The following is a 16,125-nucleotide window of genomic DNA, read 5'->3' on the forward strand; positions in this document are numbered from 1 at the left end:
CGATGTCAGGTCTGCAAGTCGTATTGCTTGATCAGGTCATAGAGGGTCGGGCGACTGATCCCCAGCATCTTGGCCGTGCTGGAAATATTCCCTTCGCTGCGGGCCAGAGCGTGGCGGATCATCCTGCGGTCCGACTTCTCCCGCGCGCTCTTAAGATTGAGGACTTGCGCATCCTCCTCGTCCGCGTCGCCTAAGTCGAGATCGTCGGCTTTCACCAGCTTGCCATCGGCCATGATTACGGCGCGTTTTACCCGGTTTTCCAGTTCGCGCACGTTGCCGGGCCACGCCCAGCCGTCGATCGCGGCGAGTGCATCGGGCGCAAACCCATTGATGGAGGGATTCATTTCCTCGGCAAAGCGCTTGAGGAACACCTTGGCCAACAAGGTTGCATCGCCCGGACGCTCAGCCAGCGAAGGGATCTTCACGACCACTTCGGCAAGGCGATAGAACAGATCTTCGCGAAAGCGCCCATCGGTGATCATGCCTTCGAGATCCTGGTGGGTGGCGCAGACGATCCTCGTGTCGACCGGAATGGACTTGCGCCCGCCGATCCGTTCGATGGTCCGTTCCTGCAGGAAGCGCAGCAGCTTGACCTGCAACGGCAAGGGAATGTCGCCAACCTCGTCGAGGAACAGCGTGCCACCGTTGGCGAGCTCGATCTTGCCTTCGGTCGTCTTGACAGCGCCGGTGAAGGCACCCTTTTCGTGGCCGAACAGTTCGCTTTCTAGCAGGTTCTCCGGGATTGCCGCGCAATTGATGGCGACGAAATTTCCGTCTCTGCGACCGCTTGCATCGTGCACGCCGCGCGCCAGCAATTCCTTGCCGGTACCGCTGGCACCCAGCAACATCACGGAAACGTTGGTGTTCGCGACACGCTCGATCGTACGTGCGACCTTCACCATCTCCGGAGCGGAAGTGATGAGGCTGCCCAGCACCGTGTTCCCCTCCCCCGACTTTGCGGCAAGGCGACGGTTTTCCTCTTCGATGCGGTGCAGATTCAGTGCCCTGCGTACGATCAGGCCAAGCTGGTCTATATCAACGGGCTTCTGGTAGAAGTCGTAGGCCCCGCGCTCGATGGCGCCCAGGGCGCTTTCCCGCGCTCCGTGGCCGGAGGCGACGATGACCTTCGTATCCGGTTTCAGCGCCATGATTGCATCGAGCACGGCGAACCCTTCGCTGGTGCCGTCGGGATCGGGCGGCAACCCCAGATCGAGCGTGACAACCGGCGGTTCTTCCGAACGCAGAGCGGCGATGGCACTTTCCCGGTCACCGGCGATGATAACCTCGAAATCCTCGTACGCCCACTTGAGCTGCGCCTGCAGTCCGGCATCGTCCTCGACGATCAGCAGCTTGGGTTTGGTATCGGCCATCATGCAACCTCGTTGGTCTTTTCTTGTTCGTTCATGGTTCGGATCAGGTCTGCCGTTTCGTTGAGTGGCAGGCGGACAATGAACCGGGTGCCCAGCCCTTCACGCGATTCTACGTCCAGTTGGCCGCCCATCGCGCGTACGAGTTCCCGCGCTTCGAACGCGCCGATGCCGAAACCGCCAGGCTTGGACGAATGGAACGGCTTGAACAGCTTCGTGCGCATGAATTCCGGGGTCATCCCCTCGCCCGAATCCACCACTTCGATGATCGCGCTCGCGCCTTCGCGGCGAAGCTCGAGGGTAACGGGCGATGTTCCATCGCTGGCCTCGATGCCATTCTGGACAAGGTGTGCCAGCGCCTGCTCCAGCGCCTCAGCATCGGCCTTCACCGTACAAGGCGCGCGGGGCGAAACCACGACCCGGTGCTTGCCGGCGTATTGATCTTCGACACGGCGCAGGAGCACATCGAGGCGGACCGCTTCCCTCTCCTTCCCACCGTGGCTGCCATAGCGGCTGAGGCGCGCCAGAAGCGCCTGCAACTTGTCAGTGGAATTGCGCAGGGTCAGGATCATGTCGGCACGAAACGCCGGATTGTCGGCATGCTTCTCGGCATTGCCGGCAAGCAGCGAGAGCTGGCTGGCGAGGTTCTTTATATCGTGCATGACGAACGCGATACGGCGGTTGAATTCATCGAACCGTTGCGCCTCGCCCAGCGCATCCTGGCTGTTGCGCTCGGCAAGATAGCTCGCCAACTGCCGTCCGACAACGCGAAGCAGGTCGAAATCCTCCCAGTCCAGTCGCCGGGCGACTGCGGGGCGAGCCAGTACCACGACGCCCACCAGTCGCTCGTAATGCAGCAGCGGCACCAGCGCCCACGACAGTTCGTCCTCGATCAACCAGTCGGGCGCGGCGACCAATGGCACGCCGGTTTCGTCGCCCGTGCGCACGTCGTCCAGATCGACGATGAACTGGTTCTCGGCCAGGAAGCGGGCCCCCAGCGTATCGAGAGCGACGGCGGGCACGTGAATATCGGGCCACTGCCATCGTGCTTCCAGCGCCAGTCCGCCTTCCTCTCGCGGCGTCAGCAGCAGGCCCGACTGGCTGTCGGTAATATCCGCCACGGCCTGAACGACACGCTCGGGCAACGGGGCGGCCTGGGGGCCAGCGCGGCCAATCGTGTCCGTAAAGCGCAACCATTCCGCGCGGTAATCATACCGATGCTGAAACAGGTTCTTGGACAGGGTGACCCGCAGCCAGCTACGCAATTTCTTCGAGGGTAGCAGGGTCAAAGCCACCGCGCTTGCGAGCAGGACGAACCCGGATTGCAGGATGCCGCCATAATCGCTGCCCAGATACGCCAGCCCTTGGGCGATCACCACCATCACCCCCAGGTAGGCGCCAATCAGAAGCAGCGAAAACGACTGGAAGGTCACGCTGCGCGAAGGCCGGAACAGCAGTTCCCCCTTGCTGCGCAGTGTGCCCATGGCCAGCAATACTACGGCAACAGCCAGGGCCAGGCTTCGCAGTTCCGCCAGCAGCGTCGGCATGGCGTTATCGAGATAGGCGATGGTGTAGAAATTCAGGTCGTAAAGCCACAGCACACCCAGCGCGGCGGCCGGCCAGCGCAGCCCTTGTCGCGCCTCTGCGGATGCGCCGGCATAGAGATTGTGTACGAGGACCAGCGCGCCGATGCAGAACAGGAGGCGGAACGTGATGGCAAAGCGCATCACGAGCAATTCCACTTCCAGGGTGCCAGCGTATTGCGTGGCCAGGACCAGCAGGGCAACCTGCAACAGTTCCACCAGCCCCAGCGAAAAGACCACGGGCCTCACCAGTCCGAGACCGCTCTCCCGGTCGCTATGGCCAAACAGGCGATAGAGCATCCACAACCAGGCGAGGTTGCTGGCAATCGACAGGCAGGCCGTGGCAACGTTGGCCATGCCGAGACCGATCATGGCAAAGGCCCACATCGCAGCGCAGAAAAGAGCGGCCGAACAGGCGCTGATCGCCGGACCGTGCGCACGCTGGCTGGTGGCCAGCCACATTGCCAGCGCGACAGCGGAACAGGCCGTCAGCAGGTAGGCGAACTGCGTGGCGATGTCCCACAGCGGCGGCATCAGCGGGCACCTTCCGGCCACAGCACGACGCGAAGGGTCTGCAGCATAATCAGCAGGTCCAGAAACGGCGTGTAGTTCTTGGCGTAGTATAGGTCGTATTCCAGCTTGTGCCGGGCATCCTCGATACTGGCGCCGTAAGGATAATTGATCTGCGCCCAACCCGTGATACCGGGTTTCACCATGTGACGTTCGGCATAGAACGGCAGTTTATCGTCGAGATCATCGACGAAGGCAGGCACTTCGGGGCGCGGGCCGACGAAGCTCATCCTGCCGGTCAGTACCGTCCAGACCTGGGGGAGTTCATCAATCCGTACCTTGCGGATGAAAGCCCCGACGCGGGTGATCCTGCTGTCGTTTTTCTCGGCCCATTTCGCTCCGTCCTTCTCGGCGTCGGTACGCATGGAGCGCAGCTTCACGATCTCGAAGGTCTGTCCGTAGAGGCCAACGCGCTGCTGGCGAAAGAATGCCGGCCCCTTGCTGTCCAGCTTAACGATCAGGGCGAACAGCGCGATGACGGGAAAGGTCACAAGCAGCAGCAGGCCGCTGGCAAGAATGTCGAATACGCGCTTCGCAGCTGAAGAGATTGCCCTGCCCGACGAGAACCCGTCGGAGAAGATCAGCCAGCTGGGATTGAGAGTGTCGAGGTCGACGCGGCCCGTCTCCCGCTCCATGAAGCTGGAGAATTCGTTGACGTGGACGCCTGCCGTCTTGACCCGCAAGAGGTCTTTCAAGGGCAGCGAATTGCGCCGCTCTTCCAGCGCCAGAACCACTTCGCTGGCACCCAGCCCGGCGACATGGGCGGAAAGATCGGCAATGGATGACCGTGGCACCGCGCCCGGCACCAATTCACGCGCCTGTGTCATGCTGACGTAGCCAACGATAACGAAACCGCTGCCGTCCCTTTCGGACAGTTCCTTTAACCGGTGTGCGCGCGCGCCCGCCCCCAGTACCAGGATGCGGCGGCGAAAGGCGGATGTGCCCAGCACATTGCCGACGATGGCCCGGTTGAGAACCAGGAACGCCACGGCCAGAACCATGGCGTAGAGCAGGGTGGAGCGCCAATAGGTGTGCCCCGGGATCAGGAAGTCGAGCAACGCGAGCGCAAGGATCGCAAGGCTGATGGCCACCAGCAGGCGGGCGCAGGCGAACCGGAGGGAGCGCAGGGCTTCCGGTCCGTACACTCCGACAGCGATCATCGCAGCCTGCGTCGTTACGCAATAACCCAGCAGCGGACCAAGGCGCGAAAGCCACGAACCCGCGTCTGTGTCTATCTGGCTCGCCCGCAGTATCCAGGCCATATCTGCGGCGACAATGAGCAGGACAAAGTCCAGCGCGCCCAGCAGCAGAACGGCGTGCGGAATATAGTGTTTGAACAGACGAACCATCGCCTCACCGAACCAGATGCCGAAAGAATTTTCGGTCAATGGTTCGGTTAACCGCGAGGTATGAAATGTCGGTAAACTTTACAGTACCGTCATTTCATCTGCGGAATTATTCGGAAACGCCCTCGGCAGCGTCCTGTGCGGCCTGTCCCGCATCTTGCGCGGCATCGCCGATCTGGCCTGCCGCATCGCCCACGCTGCCGGCCGCATCGGCGACGGCGTTGTCCTTGGCGATTTCCGCATCGCTCATTTGCGAAAAGACGACGAATGCAACGACTGCAAGAACCAGTAGCCCAAGCAGCAGACCCCACTTGGTGCCACCACCAGAGCGGGGCTCGTCATGCACCACCGTAGTCGTGGTGTGGGTATTGCCGCTGGGCGTTTCGGTCGTAGTGATGCGTTCTTCAGTCATGCCAAATCTCCGGTATTTCGGCGATAAATCCGCGATGAGCCAAAACGGTTCCGGTGAGACAGCCGATTTACGGATAACCGGGATTTAACCATGTCCTCGTCCGAGGGGTTAACGGATATGCGTTAAAGCGCCCGTCATGGCGAAGATCTCGAAGCCTCCCGTACCGGCCAAGCTGTACAAGCATTTCGCGGCAGTCACGATCCTGCTGACCGCCACGATCGCCATGTTTGCAGACGAGGACCAGCGGGCCGCGGCCGAGCAGGCCCAGAGCCGATCTACGTCCAGCGAACCGGCGCCGCACAACACTCCGGCCTATGGGGAAGCCCGCCTGACCCGTGCCGAGGAAGGTGCATCCGGCTCCTTTGGAAGCGAAGGCGGCAGCTTCGGTGCCCCCATGATGACTCCCGGGGGCGGCGGAAACCGGTCTTCGATCGCGCGCAGAGCAGTCAATTCCAACCGGCAAATCCTGCCCAACATGACATCGGAAGAGGTCGCCGCGCTGTCGGAAGAGGAATACGAACGCTTGCGGGCGCTCTACGCAGCTGCCGGCGCAATAGAAGACGTAGATCGCAGCGCCCAGATGAGTTCGGTAGAAGCTGCCTCGGCCCGGCGCATGGGCCACGGTGGTAGCGACTCCTGATCAACGGGGATGATCTACATTCCGTAGGACACGACCAGGAGAAAACTGAGCGTGGCGACCATGATGAGCACTAGTGGCAAGCCGGTGCGCAGATAGTCCCCGAATGAATAGTTCCCCTCTGCCATGATCAGCATGTTCGTCTGGTAAGCGATCGGCGTTGCGTAACAAAGGTTGCAACCGAACAGCACAGCCAGAATCAGCGGCTCCTGCGGGAGATCAAGCTGCGTGGCGATGTTGAACGCGATCGGCGTGCCGACAGTCGCAGCCGTGGCGTTGGAAGCAAAATTGGTGAGCAGGGTCACGAACAGCATGATCGCAGCCAGAACCCCTTCCGGGGGAAGATGCTGCAACCCGAGAGCCATCAACTCGCCCAGCCATGCTGCAGCGCCGCTGTCGAGAATGATGCGGCCTATCGCAATGCTGGCGGCGACAAGAACAATCACCTTGCCCGAAAGCGCCCTGCCCACCCGGTCGAACTTCACGCAGCCGGTGACGAACATCAGGATCGCCCCGGCAAGGGCGGAAATCGCGATCGGCATCTTGAGGAGGTATAGCCCATCGCTGCCGATCCATGGAATGCCGACGGAGGCAAGCGCGACGGCGCCGAACATGATGACGGCAGCCAGTGTGGCCTTGGAACGGCGCGGCACCACCTTGCCACCTTCGAGTTGCAGCAGGCTGTCGCCAGAGGCGAAGGAAGCCAGACCATCGGGCAATCCCGTCACGAGCAGCACGTCGCCTTCCGCGAAGCGAATTTCTGCAGAGCCTGGAGATTGCATGCCGATCAGGCGCTCTGGGCGATGGATGCCGAGCACGGCGACGCCGTAATGGTCAGCAATCCCGGAACTCGAAAGGGTGCGGTTGAGGATGCGGCTGTCGGCCGTAACCACCATCTCCACCACTTGGATGTCCTCGCCCTGGGAGCGTGAGCGGCGGGATATGCGATCGACTACCCAGTTCGGCGCAACCTCTCCGCGCAGGATGCGCATCGCATCTTCGAGGCCCTGATGGGTACCGGAAATCAGCAGCCGCTGCCCTACCTCGAACTGTCCGTCAGGCCTTTCCTCGAACCTGAAATCGGCGGGCAGACGATCGATGATTTCATCGAAATGCTTGCCCGCCAGTTCGCTGTGCGGGGTTACGCGAAGGCGGGTATGGAAACGCCGCTCCGCCTGCTGCTCCTCGGTAGAATTGTCCGGCAGCAAGCGCGGCATGACGAGCCAGAGATACGGAAAAGCCACCAGCGCGGCCATCATCACGATGGGGGTATAGTGGAACACCGACATCTGCGGCATGCCGAGATCGCGCGCGATGCCCACCACCAGAAGGTTTGTGGAGGTGCCGATGGTGGTCGCCATACCGCCAATCAGCACGGCGGCATTGAGGGGGATCAGCGTCTTCGAAGCCGGCATTGCCCCTCGCTGCGCCAGCGCCACGAAGATGGGAAGAAGCAGGACCAGCACCGGCGTGTCGTTCACGATCATCGACAGGCTCATCGCCAGCACGAGCGATACCAGCAAACCCAGTTGCAGGTTCACTTTCCAGACCCGTTCGAGCATCCGCGCAGCAGGCTCCAGCGCGCCGGTGACAACCAGCCCTCGCCCCATGATCATCAAGGCGCAGATCGTGATCAGCGCATAATGACCGAACCCCCCGAAGGCGAGCACCAGCCCGTCGGTTGGCTGCGTATGCGGAAGAGGGTAGAAATACAGCCCCACCGCGATCAGCGCGATGGTCAGCAGGCTGATGATTTCGATCGAGACGCGTCCACGTGCGAAAGCGATGAACACGCCCAGCGTCAGCACCATTGCGGCGATGGCATGGAAGGATGGGGCTTCGATCACGGTCGCCACGACAATTCCCAAAGCCCCGCAACAAGATCAAGTGAATTCGCCGGAAATGGCGCGGAGATGTCGGAAAATCCTGCCTGGTACCTCTGGCCGGACTCGAACCGGCACTTCCGAAGAAACTCGATTTTGAGTCGAGCGCGTCTACCAATTCCGCCACAGAGGCGAACCGGGCAGGATGAGGGCGCTTAGCGTTACTTTGTCGCCGCGGCAATCGCTTATCGGCGAGGCAGATCTGCTATTTCAGCGCCGCGGCAATCTGCTTGTGCAGACGGGAATGCATCTGGTCGTTTCCGGCAATCACCTGCTTGTCGCAGATCGGCAACGAACGGCCCCGATAGTCGGAGACAAAGCCGCCCGCCTCGCGCACCAGCAGACAGCCCGCAGCGGTGTCCCAGGGCGAAAGGTCGCTTTCCCAGAAACCGTCGTAGCGGCCGGCTGCCACCCATGCGAGATCGAGCGCGGCGGAACCGAAGCGACGGATGCCCGCCACCTTGGGGCCGACGGCGCCGAAAATGCGGGCCCATTCGGCAAAGTCACCGTGCCCCTGGTACGGCGTTCCCGTGGCAATAAGCGCCTCGTCCAGATGGCGACGCCCCGACACGCGCAGGCGCCCGTCGTGCAGCCATGCGCCGCGAGTTTTTTCAGCCCAGAAAGTTTCGTCGGTGATCGGTTGGTAAATCACAGCGGCGGTCACATCGCCCCAGTCGTCACTGCCCAGCTTGCGTTCCTGAACGGCGATGCTGACGGCGAAATGCGGGATGCCATGCAGGAAATTGCTGGTGCCATCCAGCGGATCGATGATGAAACGCGGCTGACCGTCTTCCGCTTCGATTTCGCCACCTTCTTCCAGCAGGAATCCCCAACCGGGACGCGCCACCTTCAGTTCGTCCCACAGGATGCGTTCCGCCGCCTGGTCTGCCTTGGATACAAAATCCGAAGGTCCCTTGCGGCTGACCTGCAAATGCTCGACTTCACCGAAATCGCGGCGCAACCGGCCACCCGCCTTGCGGGCAGCCTTTTCCATCACACGGATTAGACCCGAAATTGCAGCCATGGCGGATCAGCCCGCCTTTCCGACGTAAGCCTGTTCGTACACATCGACGATGATGCGCGTGCCGCTTCCGATGTGCGGCGGCACCATGATGCGCACGCCGTTATCCAGGATAGCGGGCTTGTAGCTCGAAGATGCGGTCTGCCCCTTCACCACGGCATCAGCCTCGACAATCTCGGCTTCGATCTGGCTCGGCAGCTGAACGCTGATCGGGCGTTCTTCCCACAGTTCCAGCGATACCTGCATGCCGTCCTGCAGGAAGGGGCGGGCATCGCCCAGCAGGTCGCTTGGCAGATTGATCTGTTCGTAGGTATCGGTGTCCATGAACACCAGCATGTCGCCATCTTCGTACAGGAACTGGTAGTCCTTCGTATCGAGGCGGACCTTTTCCACCGTGTCGGCGCTGCGGAAGCGGACGTTGGTCTTGCGGCCATCGATCAGGTTCTTCATCTCGACCTGCATGTAGGCACCGCCCTTGCCCGGCTGGGTGTGCTGAATCTTGGCAACTTTCCAGATGCCGCCTTCATATTCGATGATATTGCCGGGACGGATGTCCACGCCGCTGATTTTCATGATCGCTTGCCTTGCGTTTTTCAGGAGTTGGCGCCCACTACCCGAGGGCAGGCGCGGCGGCAAGCCAAGACAGGTCTTGGTCAGATGTTCATGACGGGCTCAGCCTGCGGTGCTATGGGCGATCGCATGAACAGGTTCTCACTTTATGCAGCTCTGATCGTCGGCGCCATTTCTGCGCCTGCGCTGTCGCAAGGCCAGATCGGCACCGTCGAACGTGGCGCCTATATCTGCGAACTGCCGGGCGATGCTGCCGGCGCAGTCGGGGTAGAGCAACCGGAGGAAAGCTTCGTTATCGAAAGCGCCTCGCGCTACTCCTCGCCTCAAGGGAGTGGCACCTACCTGCGCCGGGACAATCAGATCATCATGACTAGCGGCCCGCGCAATGGCACCGCCTACCAGATGATTGCGCGCGGTTTTCTTCGCAAGATCGTAGACGGTCAGCCCGGCCGCCTGCGCTGCGTACGGCAGGGAGAGTAGGCGACTCTAGCGCCGCTGCCCAACCAGCAGCGGATAGGGATTGACCGAAGCCGCCGGCTCCCACCATTCCGCGTCCGGCGTGGTGCGCATCACCTCGAAATGCAGATGCGGTGCTTCGCGCTCGGCATTCCCGCTCGATCCGACAGTACCCAGCCGTTGCCCGCGGCGCACTTGCTGTCCTTCGTTCAGGCCAGGCGCGTAGTCCTCGAGATGCGCGTAGTAATAAATCGTCTCGCGATTTTCCGACCGGACATAGACAGTGTTGCCCCCTGCATCGGAGCGGAACAGGCGTTCTATGGTGCCGGGCGCCGAAGCCCTGACCGATGTGCCTGCAGGGGCAGCAATATCGATGCCTTGGTGCAGCCGCGTACCTCCGCCCCGTTCGTCGGAATAGTTGTCGATCAGGTCCACTGCAGAAACGTTTATGACCGGTATCATCAGGTTCGCCATTTCGCTCTCGGGCGGAGTCGACGCGGACAGGCCACCCGCCGCCTCCTCCTCCTGGCCGTTGTCCGAAGGTGCAGACGTTGGAGAAGAGTCGGGCGTCGGCGTCTGCTTCGCAGCAATTTCCTGCTCGATCTCGGCTGTTTCCGCTCGGTCGAGCACGAAGGCGCCGGCCACGATCCAGCCTGCCGAAACTAGCGTGGCCGTAACGGCTGCGACCTGGAGTTTTTCTACGAATGGTGAAGCCATGGTGGGGGAATATACCTCAAGCTGCCTGCTGAGCCAAAGCCGGCGGTGTAATGACTATTCGCCGAACAGCCAGAAATGATGGATGAAATAGATCTCGCGCAGAAGAAAGGGCAGCTGCGTCTGGAACGATCGGTAGCGCGAAGTGGGTGTCGCACTGGGATGCGCCTCGATCCCCAGGGCTTCCGCCATCTCCATGGCGCGCCGCATATGCAGCGGGTCAGAAACGATCAGCGCGGTCTCCAGCCCCTCGTCCCGCATCAAAAGCTGCGCTTCGACCAGGTTGTGCATCGTGGAAGCGGATTCGGCTTCGGTCAGGATGGCGTTTGCCGGAACGCCCTTTTCCAGCGCAACGGAACGCGCGGCGGCGCTTTCGGCAATCGTGGCGCCCTCGCCTTGCGCACCGGTGAAGATCAACCGTTCCACCCGACCAGTTCTGAGAAGGTCGATGCCATGGTCGATACGCTCGCGAAAGACCGGCGAGGGAGTGTCCCCCTCTACGCCTGCTCCAAGCACAATGGCCGCATCGGCTCGCGCGCCCGGCTCTTCGTCAGGGCCGACAGCGATCCAGAAACCGACCGCGCCCAGCCAGCCCAGGATTGCTGGAATGATCGCGCGGCGCAGCTTCAATCCATTGCCCTTGCGAAAGCTTTCACGGCAGCGACTTCGTCCCCGCCCCATACGGCGTGCGAAACCGCCAGGAAGTCTGCCCCGGCCTTTACCAGCGGTGCACAATTGTCAGGCGTGATCCCGCCGATGGCGACGCAGGGGATTTCGAACAATCCGCTCCACCACTCCAGCAGGTCGGTTTCCGGACGATGTTCGCTCGCCTTGGTCTCGCTGGAGAAAAAAGCACCGAACGCGACATAGTCGGCGCCGCCCTCGCCCGCTTCCATCGCCAGATGACGGCTGGCGTGGCAAGTTATTCCGATCTGCATGTCGCGGCCCAGTTCCTCGCGCGCTTCGCGAAGGTCGCCATCGGACTGGCCAAGGTGCACTCCGTCCGCCTTCAGGCGTTTGGCAAGGGGGACGGAATCGTTGACGATGAACCCGACCTCGCGCGCTGCGCAGATTTCCTGCAACGGCGCGGCCAGGCGTGCCGCCTCGTGCTGGTCAAGGTCCTTCACGCGGAACTGGAACGCCGTTGCCAGCCCCTCCCCGGCGGACAGCGCACGGTCCAACCGTTCGGGGAAGTTCCCGCCGACATCGAGGGGAGAAATCAGGTACAGCTGACAAGTGGGGGCCTGGGTCATGAAAACGCTCGTATCCTCTGCATGGCGGTTCGTCGATGTTCACGTTTGCGACAGCCCCCTAAAGCGTAGCTGGCGGCCATGAAAACACATTCCCTCCTGCGAGTCGCCTGCTTCGCGCTGGCCGCCTTCCCGATAGCAGCGTGCACCACGATTCCCGATGCGCCGATCGTGTCCAACGGTCCCGCAGCGCCTGCCGGAACCTCGGTGGGAATCGGCAAGCCGGTATGGACCGGAAGGATCGTCGCCACGCCGATGGAGGTGCACGAAGACAGCCGCTGCCCCGCCAACGCGCAATGTGTCTGGGTCGGCCAGGTGGTTGTTCTGACCCGGATCGATGGCGCGGGCTGGCGCGAGAGCGTGTATCTCAAACCCGGAGAACCGCACGCCACGCACGGCACCACCCTCACCCTCGCCAGCGTCTCGCCGGAGCGGATGACCGGTGAGGACATCCGCTCCGCCGACTATCGCTTCACCTACGTGGGCGGCGAATAGATCAGGCGACAGAGGCCGCGCAGATCGAATCGATCGCCTTGCCCAGCGTAGCGTCGAATTCATCGTCGCTCTGCTGCGCCCGCAGGTCCTGCAGCAGGCCGCGGCTGAAGCTGGCGATCATGCCGTTGTTCTTCTCCAGTTCGGCGCAGGCTTCCTCGGTCGAATACCCACCCGACAGCGCGACCACGGCCAGCACCTTGGGATGGTCGATAAGGTCCCGGTAAAGGTTCGCAGTCTTCGGGATCGACAGTTTCAGCATCACCTGGCGGTCGTCGGGCAGGGTCTCGAGGTGCTTGAGGATCTCTGACTTGAGAATTTCCTCGCCCTCTGCACGGTCGTCGGCAGTGATGTCGTATTCCGGTTCCAGGATCGGCATCAGGCCTGCGTCGATCACCCGGTTACCCACCTCGAACTGCTGCGCGACAATGGCGGCGATGCCTTCGGCGTTGGCCGACTTGATGAGCGAGCGCTCCTTGGTTCCGAACATGCCCTGGGCGACGGATTTTTCGAGCAGCGGATCGAGCTTGGTCAGCGGCTTCATCAGCTGGACGCCGTTTTCCTCGTCCGCCAGGCCCTGGTCGATCTTGATGAAGGGCACCACGCCGCGTTCCTTCAACGCTTCGGCGGTAGGCTTGCCGTCGACTTCGCCATCCATGGTCTTCTCGAACAGGATCGCGCCGATGACCTTGCCATTGGCAAAGCTGGGCGAGGTGATCACGCGGCTGCGCATTTCGTGGATCCGGGCGAACATCTCATCGTCGCCGCTCCATTCGTCTTCACCGACGCCGTAGCCGGCCAGCGCCTTTGGCGTCGAGCCGCCGGACTGGTCCAGCGCGGCGATAAAGCCCTGGCCTGCGGCGATCTTGTCGGTCATTTCCCTGGTGTTCATGCGGAAGCTCCTCAGTTCCGGATTGGACTTGGCGGAGGCTCTATGCTGCGCTTTGTACTAAGGCAAGTTGATGAAACACATGTTGGTCACCGTGTTTCAACCATCGCCCCGCCAGCATGGAACGCGCGCCGTAGGAGAGCCTTTTTGTAACGCCAGTATACGGAACGGCTGAGCGTGCCGGGCTTTGCCATGGGGTAGCACGAAGAAAAGGACAGGCCATGGCACTCAGCACCAGGCAGCAGGAAATCTGCGACACTTGCGAAACCGATTTCTCCGATCTCAAGGCGGTGATTTTCAACGCCACGCTGAAACCGCCCGAACAGGATTCGCACACCGACACCCTGCTGGACGTGGTGGAGGAGATTTTCACCAGCCAGTCCGTTGCGGTAAAGCGCCACCGCCTGTCCGCCTACCGGCTCGCCCCGGGCGTATACCCCGACATGACCGAGCACGGATGGCCGCATGACGACTGGCCCAAGTTGTCACCGGATGTGTTCGATGCCGATATCGTCATTCTCGGCACGCCGATCTGGCTGGGGGAAAAGTCCTCCATCGCCCAGTCCTTCATCGAAAAGCTCTACGCCCATTCGGGCGAAACCAACGAGCAAGGCCAGTATGCCTTTTACGGCAAGGTGGGCGGCTGCGTGGTGACGGGCAACGAGGACGGCATAAAGCACGTGGGCAGCGGAGTGCTGTACGCGTTGCAGCACGTCGGCTTCACGATCCCTCCGCAAGCCGATTGCGGCTGGATCGGGGAAGCGGGACCCGGCCCATCCTATGGTGACGAGCAGGACGATGGCAGTCGCGCGGGGTTCGACAACGAATTCACCCAGCGCAACACCACTTTCATGGCCTTCAACCTGCTGCACGCTGCGCGCATGCTGAAGGACAACGGTGGCTACCCTGCCTGCGGCAATGTGAAGGACGACTTGGGCGACGGGAACAAGCCCGGCTGGCCCAACCCGGAACATCGCTGAGCGCGGCGGGGATTACCTGTTTGGCTTGAGCGCAGCCGTCAGGTTGATGGCGACGGAGATGCGGGTTCCCTCCCCGCGATACATGCACACCGCGTGTGGTAGCCAGCTTGGGAACATCACCACCATACCCGTCCTCGGGCGGATGGTGATTTCGCATGGCTGCGGCTTCCTATCTGCCCCCAGCAGGCGCAGGTCGGGCACGGCCATCTGCGGCGTGGGTGCGCGCGGGTCGAGCAGTTGCAGTTCACCGCCAAGTTCGGGATCGTCGCTGCCGTCATAGCCATCGTCGACATAGGCGACGACCGACCAGTAACTGCCCGGATGGGTGTGGTACTGGTTGGCGCTGCCCTTGCCGTTCACATTGGCCCACAGTTCGGGAATCCAGCCAAAGCGGCTGTCGTCGGGTGACTTTGCATCCAACGTGGCCGTATCGGCCAGGGTCATTGCCTTGTAAACCAGCGCCTTGGCCGCCTCTCCGCCCCATTCCAGCATCCTGGTGTTGGAATGCCATCCGCCCAGATTGGAGATTTCCAGCCCCTTGGGATCACGCGCCATCTCCGCCTCGATCGCCTCGCGCAGCATGGCAATCCCGGCCTCGCTTTGCAGCGTATCGACCACGAAGGGTGTGGTGAAGAGATGATGCGCCTGCCCCATGACCCGCTGATGATAGTGCGAGTACAGGAGAAGTCGATATACCTATGCGCCTCTTCGTTTACGGTTCGGCACGGGTTCGAGGGTTAGGCAGACAGCGCCGCGACGCCGGGCAATTCCTTGCCCTCCATCCATTCGAGGAAAGCACCGCCCGCGGTCGAGACATAGGTGACGTCGTCGGTCACGCCCGCATGGGCCAGCGCGGCGACTGTGTCACCCCCGCCCGCGACCGAAGTGAGCGAGCCGTCCTGCGTCAGCGCAGCGGCGGTCTTGGCGAGAGCCACGGTCGCCTCGTCGAACGGCGGCGTTTCGAACGCGCCGAGCGGGCCGTTCCACACCAGCGTCGCGCAGGTTTTCAGCACGTCGCCCAGCGCCTCTGTCGCCTGCGGGCCGATGTCGAGGATCATCTCGTCTGCGGCCACCTCGTGCACGTTGCAGGTGCGCAGGGACGGCGGATTGGCGGCGAATTCCTTCGCCACCACCACGTCGTACGGCAGGTGGATCGTGCAGCCCGCCTCGTCCGCTGCATCCATGATGGCGCGGGCGGTATCGGTCAGGTCGTGCTCGCACAGGCTCTTGCCCACGTCCACGCCATTGGCGGCGAGGAAGGTGTTGGCCATGCCCCCGCCGATGATCAGGTGCTGTACGCGGCGGCTGAGGTTTTCCAGCACCGCCAGCTTGGTGGAAACCTTGGCCCCGCCGACCACAGCGGCGACGGGCGGCGTGGGGTTGCCCAATGCGGCATCCAGCGCCTTCAGTTCCTTCTCCATCGCGCGCCCGGCGTAGGACGGCAGCAGGTGTGCAAGGCCTTCCGTGGTCGCATGGGCGCGGTGCGCGGCGGAGAAAGCATCGTTGACGTAGAAGTCGCCGTTGGCGGCGATGCTCTTTGCAAAACTCGTGTCGTTCGCTTCCTCACCCGGCCAGAACCGGGTGTTTTCCAGCAGGCCGATGTCGCCCGCGTTCAGAATACCGACGGACTGTTCCACAACCGGCCCGGCGACCTCCGGAATGAACATCACTTCCTTGTCGATCACCCGCTCCAGTTCGCCCACGATCTCGCTCAGGCTCATGGTGGAGTGGCGTTCGCCCTTGGGCCGCCCATAGTGCGCCAGCAGCAGCACCTTCGCACCGCGCTGGCTGAGTTCGAGGATCGTCGGGGCGACTGCGCGGGCACGCGTCAGGTCGGTGGCGCGGCCTTCCTTCATCGGCAGGTTCAGGTCCACGCGCACGAGCGCGCGCTGGCCGGAAAGATCGTCAGGAAGGTCGTCGAGGGTCTTGAAATTACTCACAAATATTACTCCGTT

Annotated in this window: 17 protein-coding genes and 1 tRNA gene; 4 read left to right on the forward strand and 14 right to left on the reverse strand. The window is 62.2% G+C overall.

Features of this window, described 5'->3' with window-relative positions; genetic code table 11:
- Window positions 1-5 precede the first annotated feature (5 nt).
- From prsR to D2V07_RS01590, 4 genes are all read right to left on the reverse strand, one after another.
- Complete coding sequence (gene prsR / locus D2V07_RS01575) at window positions 6-1,370, reverse strand: PEP-CTERM-box response regulator transcription factor (RefSeq protein ID WP_119584262.1); 1,365 nt, start codon at window positions 1,368-1,370, stop codon at window positions 6-8.
- The gene (gene prsK / locus D2V07_RS01580; protein WP_119584263.1) at window positions 1,370-3,484 is read right to left on the reverse strand and encodes an XrtA/PEP-CTERM system histidine kinase PrsK; all 2,115 of its coding nucleotides are present in this window, start codon (window positions 3,482-3,484) and stop codon (window positions 1,370-1,372) included. The genes prsR and prsK overlap by 1 nt, the downstream gene beginning before the upstream one ends.
- A complete protein-coding gene (locus D2V07_RS01585) occupies window positions 3,484-4,869 on the reverse strand; it encodes a TIGR03013 family XrtA/PEP-CTERM system glycosyltransferase (RefSeq protein ID WP_119584815.1) in 1,386 nt (461 codons plus the stop codon). The genes prsK and D2V07_RS01585 overlap by 1 nt, the downstream gene beginning before the upstream one ends.
- Before the next feature lie 106 nt (window positions 4,870-4,975).
- Window positions 4,976-5,278 (reverse strand): hypothetical protein, encoded by a 303-nt coding sequence (locus tag D2V07_RS01590; RefSeq protein ID WP_119584264.1) that lies wholly within the window; start codon window positions 5,276-5,278, stop codon window positions 4,976-4,978.
- Between the two features lie 136 nt (window positions 5,279-5,414).
- On the opposite strand from D2V07_RS01590, the gene D2V07_RS01595 reads away from it, so the two are divergent.
- Window positions 5,415-5,918 (forward strand): hypothetical protein, encoded by a 504-nt coding sequence (locus tag D2V07_RS01595; RefSeq protein ID WP_119584265.1) that lies wholly within the window; start codon window positions 5,415-5,417, stop codon window positions 5,916-5,918.
- A gap of 14 nt (window positions 5,919-5,932) precedes the next feature.
- Here the strand turns inward: D2V07_RS01595 and D2V07_RS01600 are convergent, their stop codons facing one another.
- The 4 genes from D2V07_RS01600 to efp all read right to left on the reverse strand — a co-directional run bounded on the left by D2V07_RS01600 (window position 5,933) and on the right by efp (window position 9,392).
- Window positions 5,933-7,771 (reverse strand): SLC13 family permease, encoded by a 1,839-nt coding sequence (locus tag D2V07_RS01600; RefSeq protein WP_325048995.1) that lies wholly within the window; start codon window positions 7,769-7,771, stop codon window positions 5,933-5,935.
- Between the two features lie 75 nt (window positions 7,772-7,846).
- Window positions 7,847-7,931 (reverse strand) — tRNA-Leu (locus D2V07_RS01605).
- Window positions 7,932-8,003: 72 nt separating this feature from the next.
- Window positions 8,004-8,822 carry an inositol monophosphatase family protein gene (locus D2V07_RS01610; RefSeq protein WP_119584266.1) on the reverse strand — a complete coding sequence of 273 codons (819 nt, stop codon included), beginning with the start codon at window positions 8,820-8,822 and terminating at the stop codon, window positions 8,004-8,006.
- A 6-nt stretch (window positions 8,823-8,828) separates the two neighbouring features.
- Window positions 8,829-9,392 carry an elongation factor P gene (efp, locus tag D2V07_RS01615; protein ID WP_119584267.1) on the reverse strand — a complete coding sequence of 188 codons (564 nt, stop codon included), beginning with the start codon at window positions 9,390-9,392 and terminating at the stop codon, window positions 8,829-8,831.
- 126 nt (window positions 9,393-9,518) lie between these two features.
- Here efp and D2V07_RS01620 point away from each other — a divergent pair, with 126 nt between their 5' ends.
- On the forward strand, window positions 9,519-9,869 hold the full coding sequence (locus D2V07_RS01620; protein WP_147366880.1) for a hypothetical protein: 351 nt from the start codon (window positions 9,519-9,521) through the stop codon (window positions 9,867-9,869).
- A 6-nt stretch (window positions 9,870-9,875) separates the two neighbouring features.
- Here the strand turns inward: D2V07_RS01620 and D2V07_RS01625 are convergent, their stop codons facing one another.
- The 3 genes from D2V07_RS01625 to thiE are packed head-to-tail and all read right to left on the reverse strand — an operon-like array spanning window position 9,876 to window position 11,812.
- Window positions 9,876-10,562 (reverse strand): M23 family metallopeptidase, encoded by a 687-nt coding sequence (locus tag D2V07_RS01625; RefSeq protein WP_119584269.1) that lies wholly within the window; start codon window positions 10,560-10,562, stop codon window positions 9,876-9,878.
- Between the two features lie 54 nt (window positions 10,563-10,616).
- Window positions 10,617-11,189 (reverse strand): YdcF family protein, encoded by a 573-nt coding sequence (locus D2V07_RS01630; RefSeq protein ID WP_199698706.1) that lies wholly within the window; start codon window positions 11,187-11,189, stop codon window positions 10,617-10,619.
- Window positions 11,186-11,812, reverse strand: a complete 627-nt coding sequence (gene thiE, locus D2V07_RS01635; protein WP_119584271.1) for a thiamine phosphate synthase — start codon at window positions 11,810-11,812, stop codon at window positions 11,186-11,188. The genes D2V07_RS01630 and thiE overlap by 4 nt, the downstream gene beginning before the upstream one ends.
- 78 nt (window positions 11,813-11,890) lie before the next feature.
- Between thiE and D2V07_RS01640 the strand changes: the two genes are divergently transcribed.
- The gene (locus D2V07_RS01640) at window positions 11,891-12,304 is read left to right on the forward strand and encodes a hypothetical protein (protein WP_119584272.1); all 414 of its coding nucleotides are present in this window, start codon (window positions 11,891-11,893) and stop codon (window positions 12,302-12,304) included.
- A gap of 1 nt (window position 12,305) precedes the next feature.
- Here D2V07_RS01640 and D2V07_RS01645 read toward each other — a convergent pair whose 3' ends face one another.
- Window positions 12,306-13,193 carry a fructose bisphosphate aldolase gene (locus tag D2V07_RS01645; protein ID WP_119584273.1) on the reverse strand — a complete coding sequence of 296 codons (888 nt, stop codon included), beginning with the start codon at window positions 13,191-13,193 and terminating at the stop codon, window positions 12,306-12,308.
- Between the two features lie 218 nt (window positions 13,194-13,411).
- Here D2V07_RS01645 and D2V07_RS01650 point away from each other — a divergent pair, with 218 nt between their 5' ends.
- Complete coding sequence (locus D2V07_RS01650) at window positions 13,412-14,170, forward strand: flavodoxin family protein (RefSeq protein WP_119584274.1); 759 nt, start codon at window positions 13,412-13,414, stop codon at window positions 14,168-14,170.
- A 12-nt stretch (window positions 14,171-14,182) separates the two neighbouring features.
- Here the strand turns inward: D2V07_RS01650 and D2V07_RS01655 are convergent, their stop codons facing one another.
- Window positions 14,183-14,824, reverse strand: a complete 642-nt coding sequence (locus tag D2V07_RS01655; protein ID WP_119584275.1) for a TIGR02466 family protein — start codon at window positions 14,822-14,824, stop codon at window positions 14,183-14,185.
- Window positions 14,825-14,907: 83 nt separating this feature from the next.
- Window positions 14,908-16,110 (reverse strand): phosphoglycerate kinase, encoded by a 1,203-nt coding sequence (locus D2V07_RS01660; protein ID WP_119584276.1) that lies wholly within the window; start codon window positions 16,108-16,110, stop codon window positions 14,908-14,910.
- Window positions 16,111-16,125: the final 15 nt, after the last annotated feature.

The sequence above is a fragment of the Aurantiacibacter zhengii genome (genome assembly GCF_003584125.1).
Taxonomy (GTDB): Bacteria; Pseudomonadota; Alphaproteobacteria; order Sphingomonadales; family Sphingomonadaceae; genus Alteraurantiacibacter; species Alteraurantiacibacter zhengii.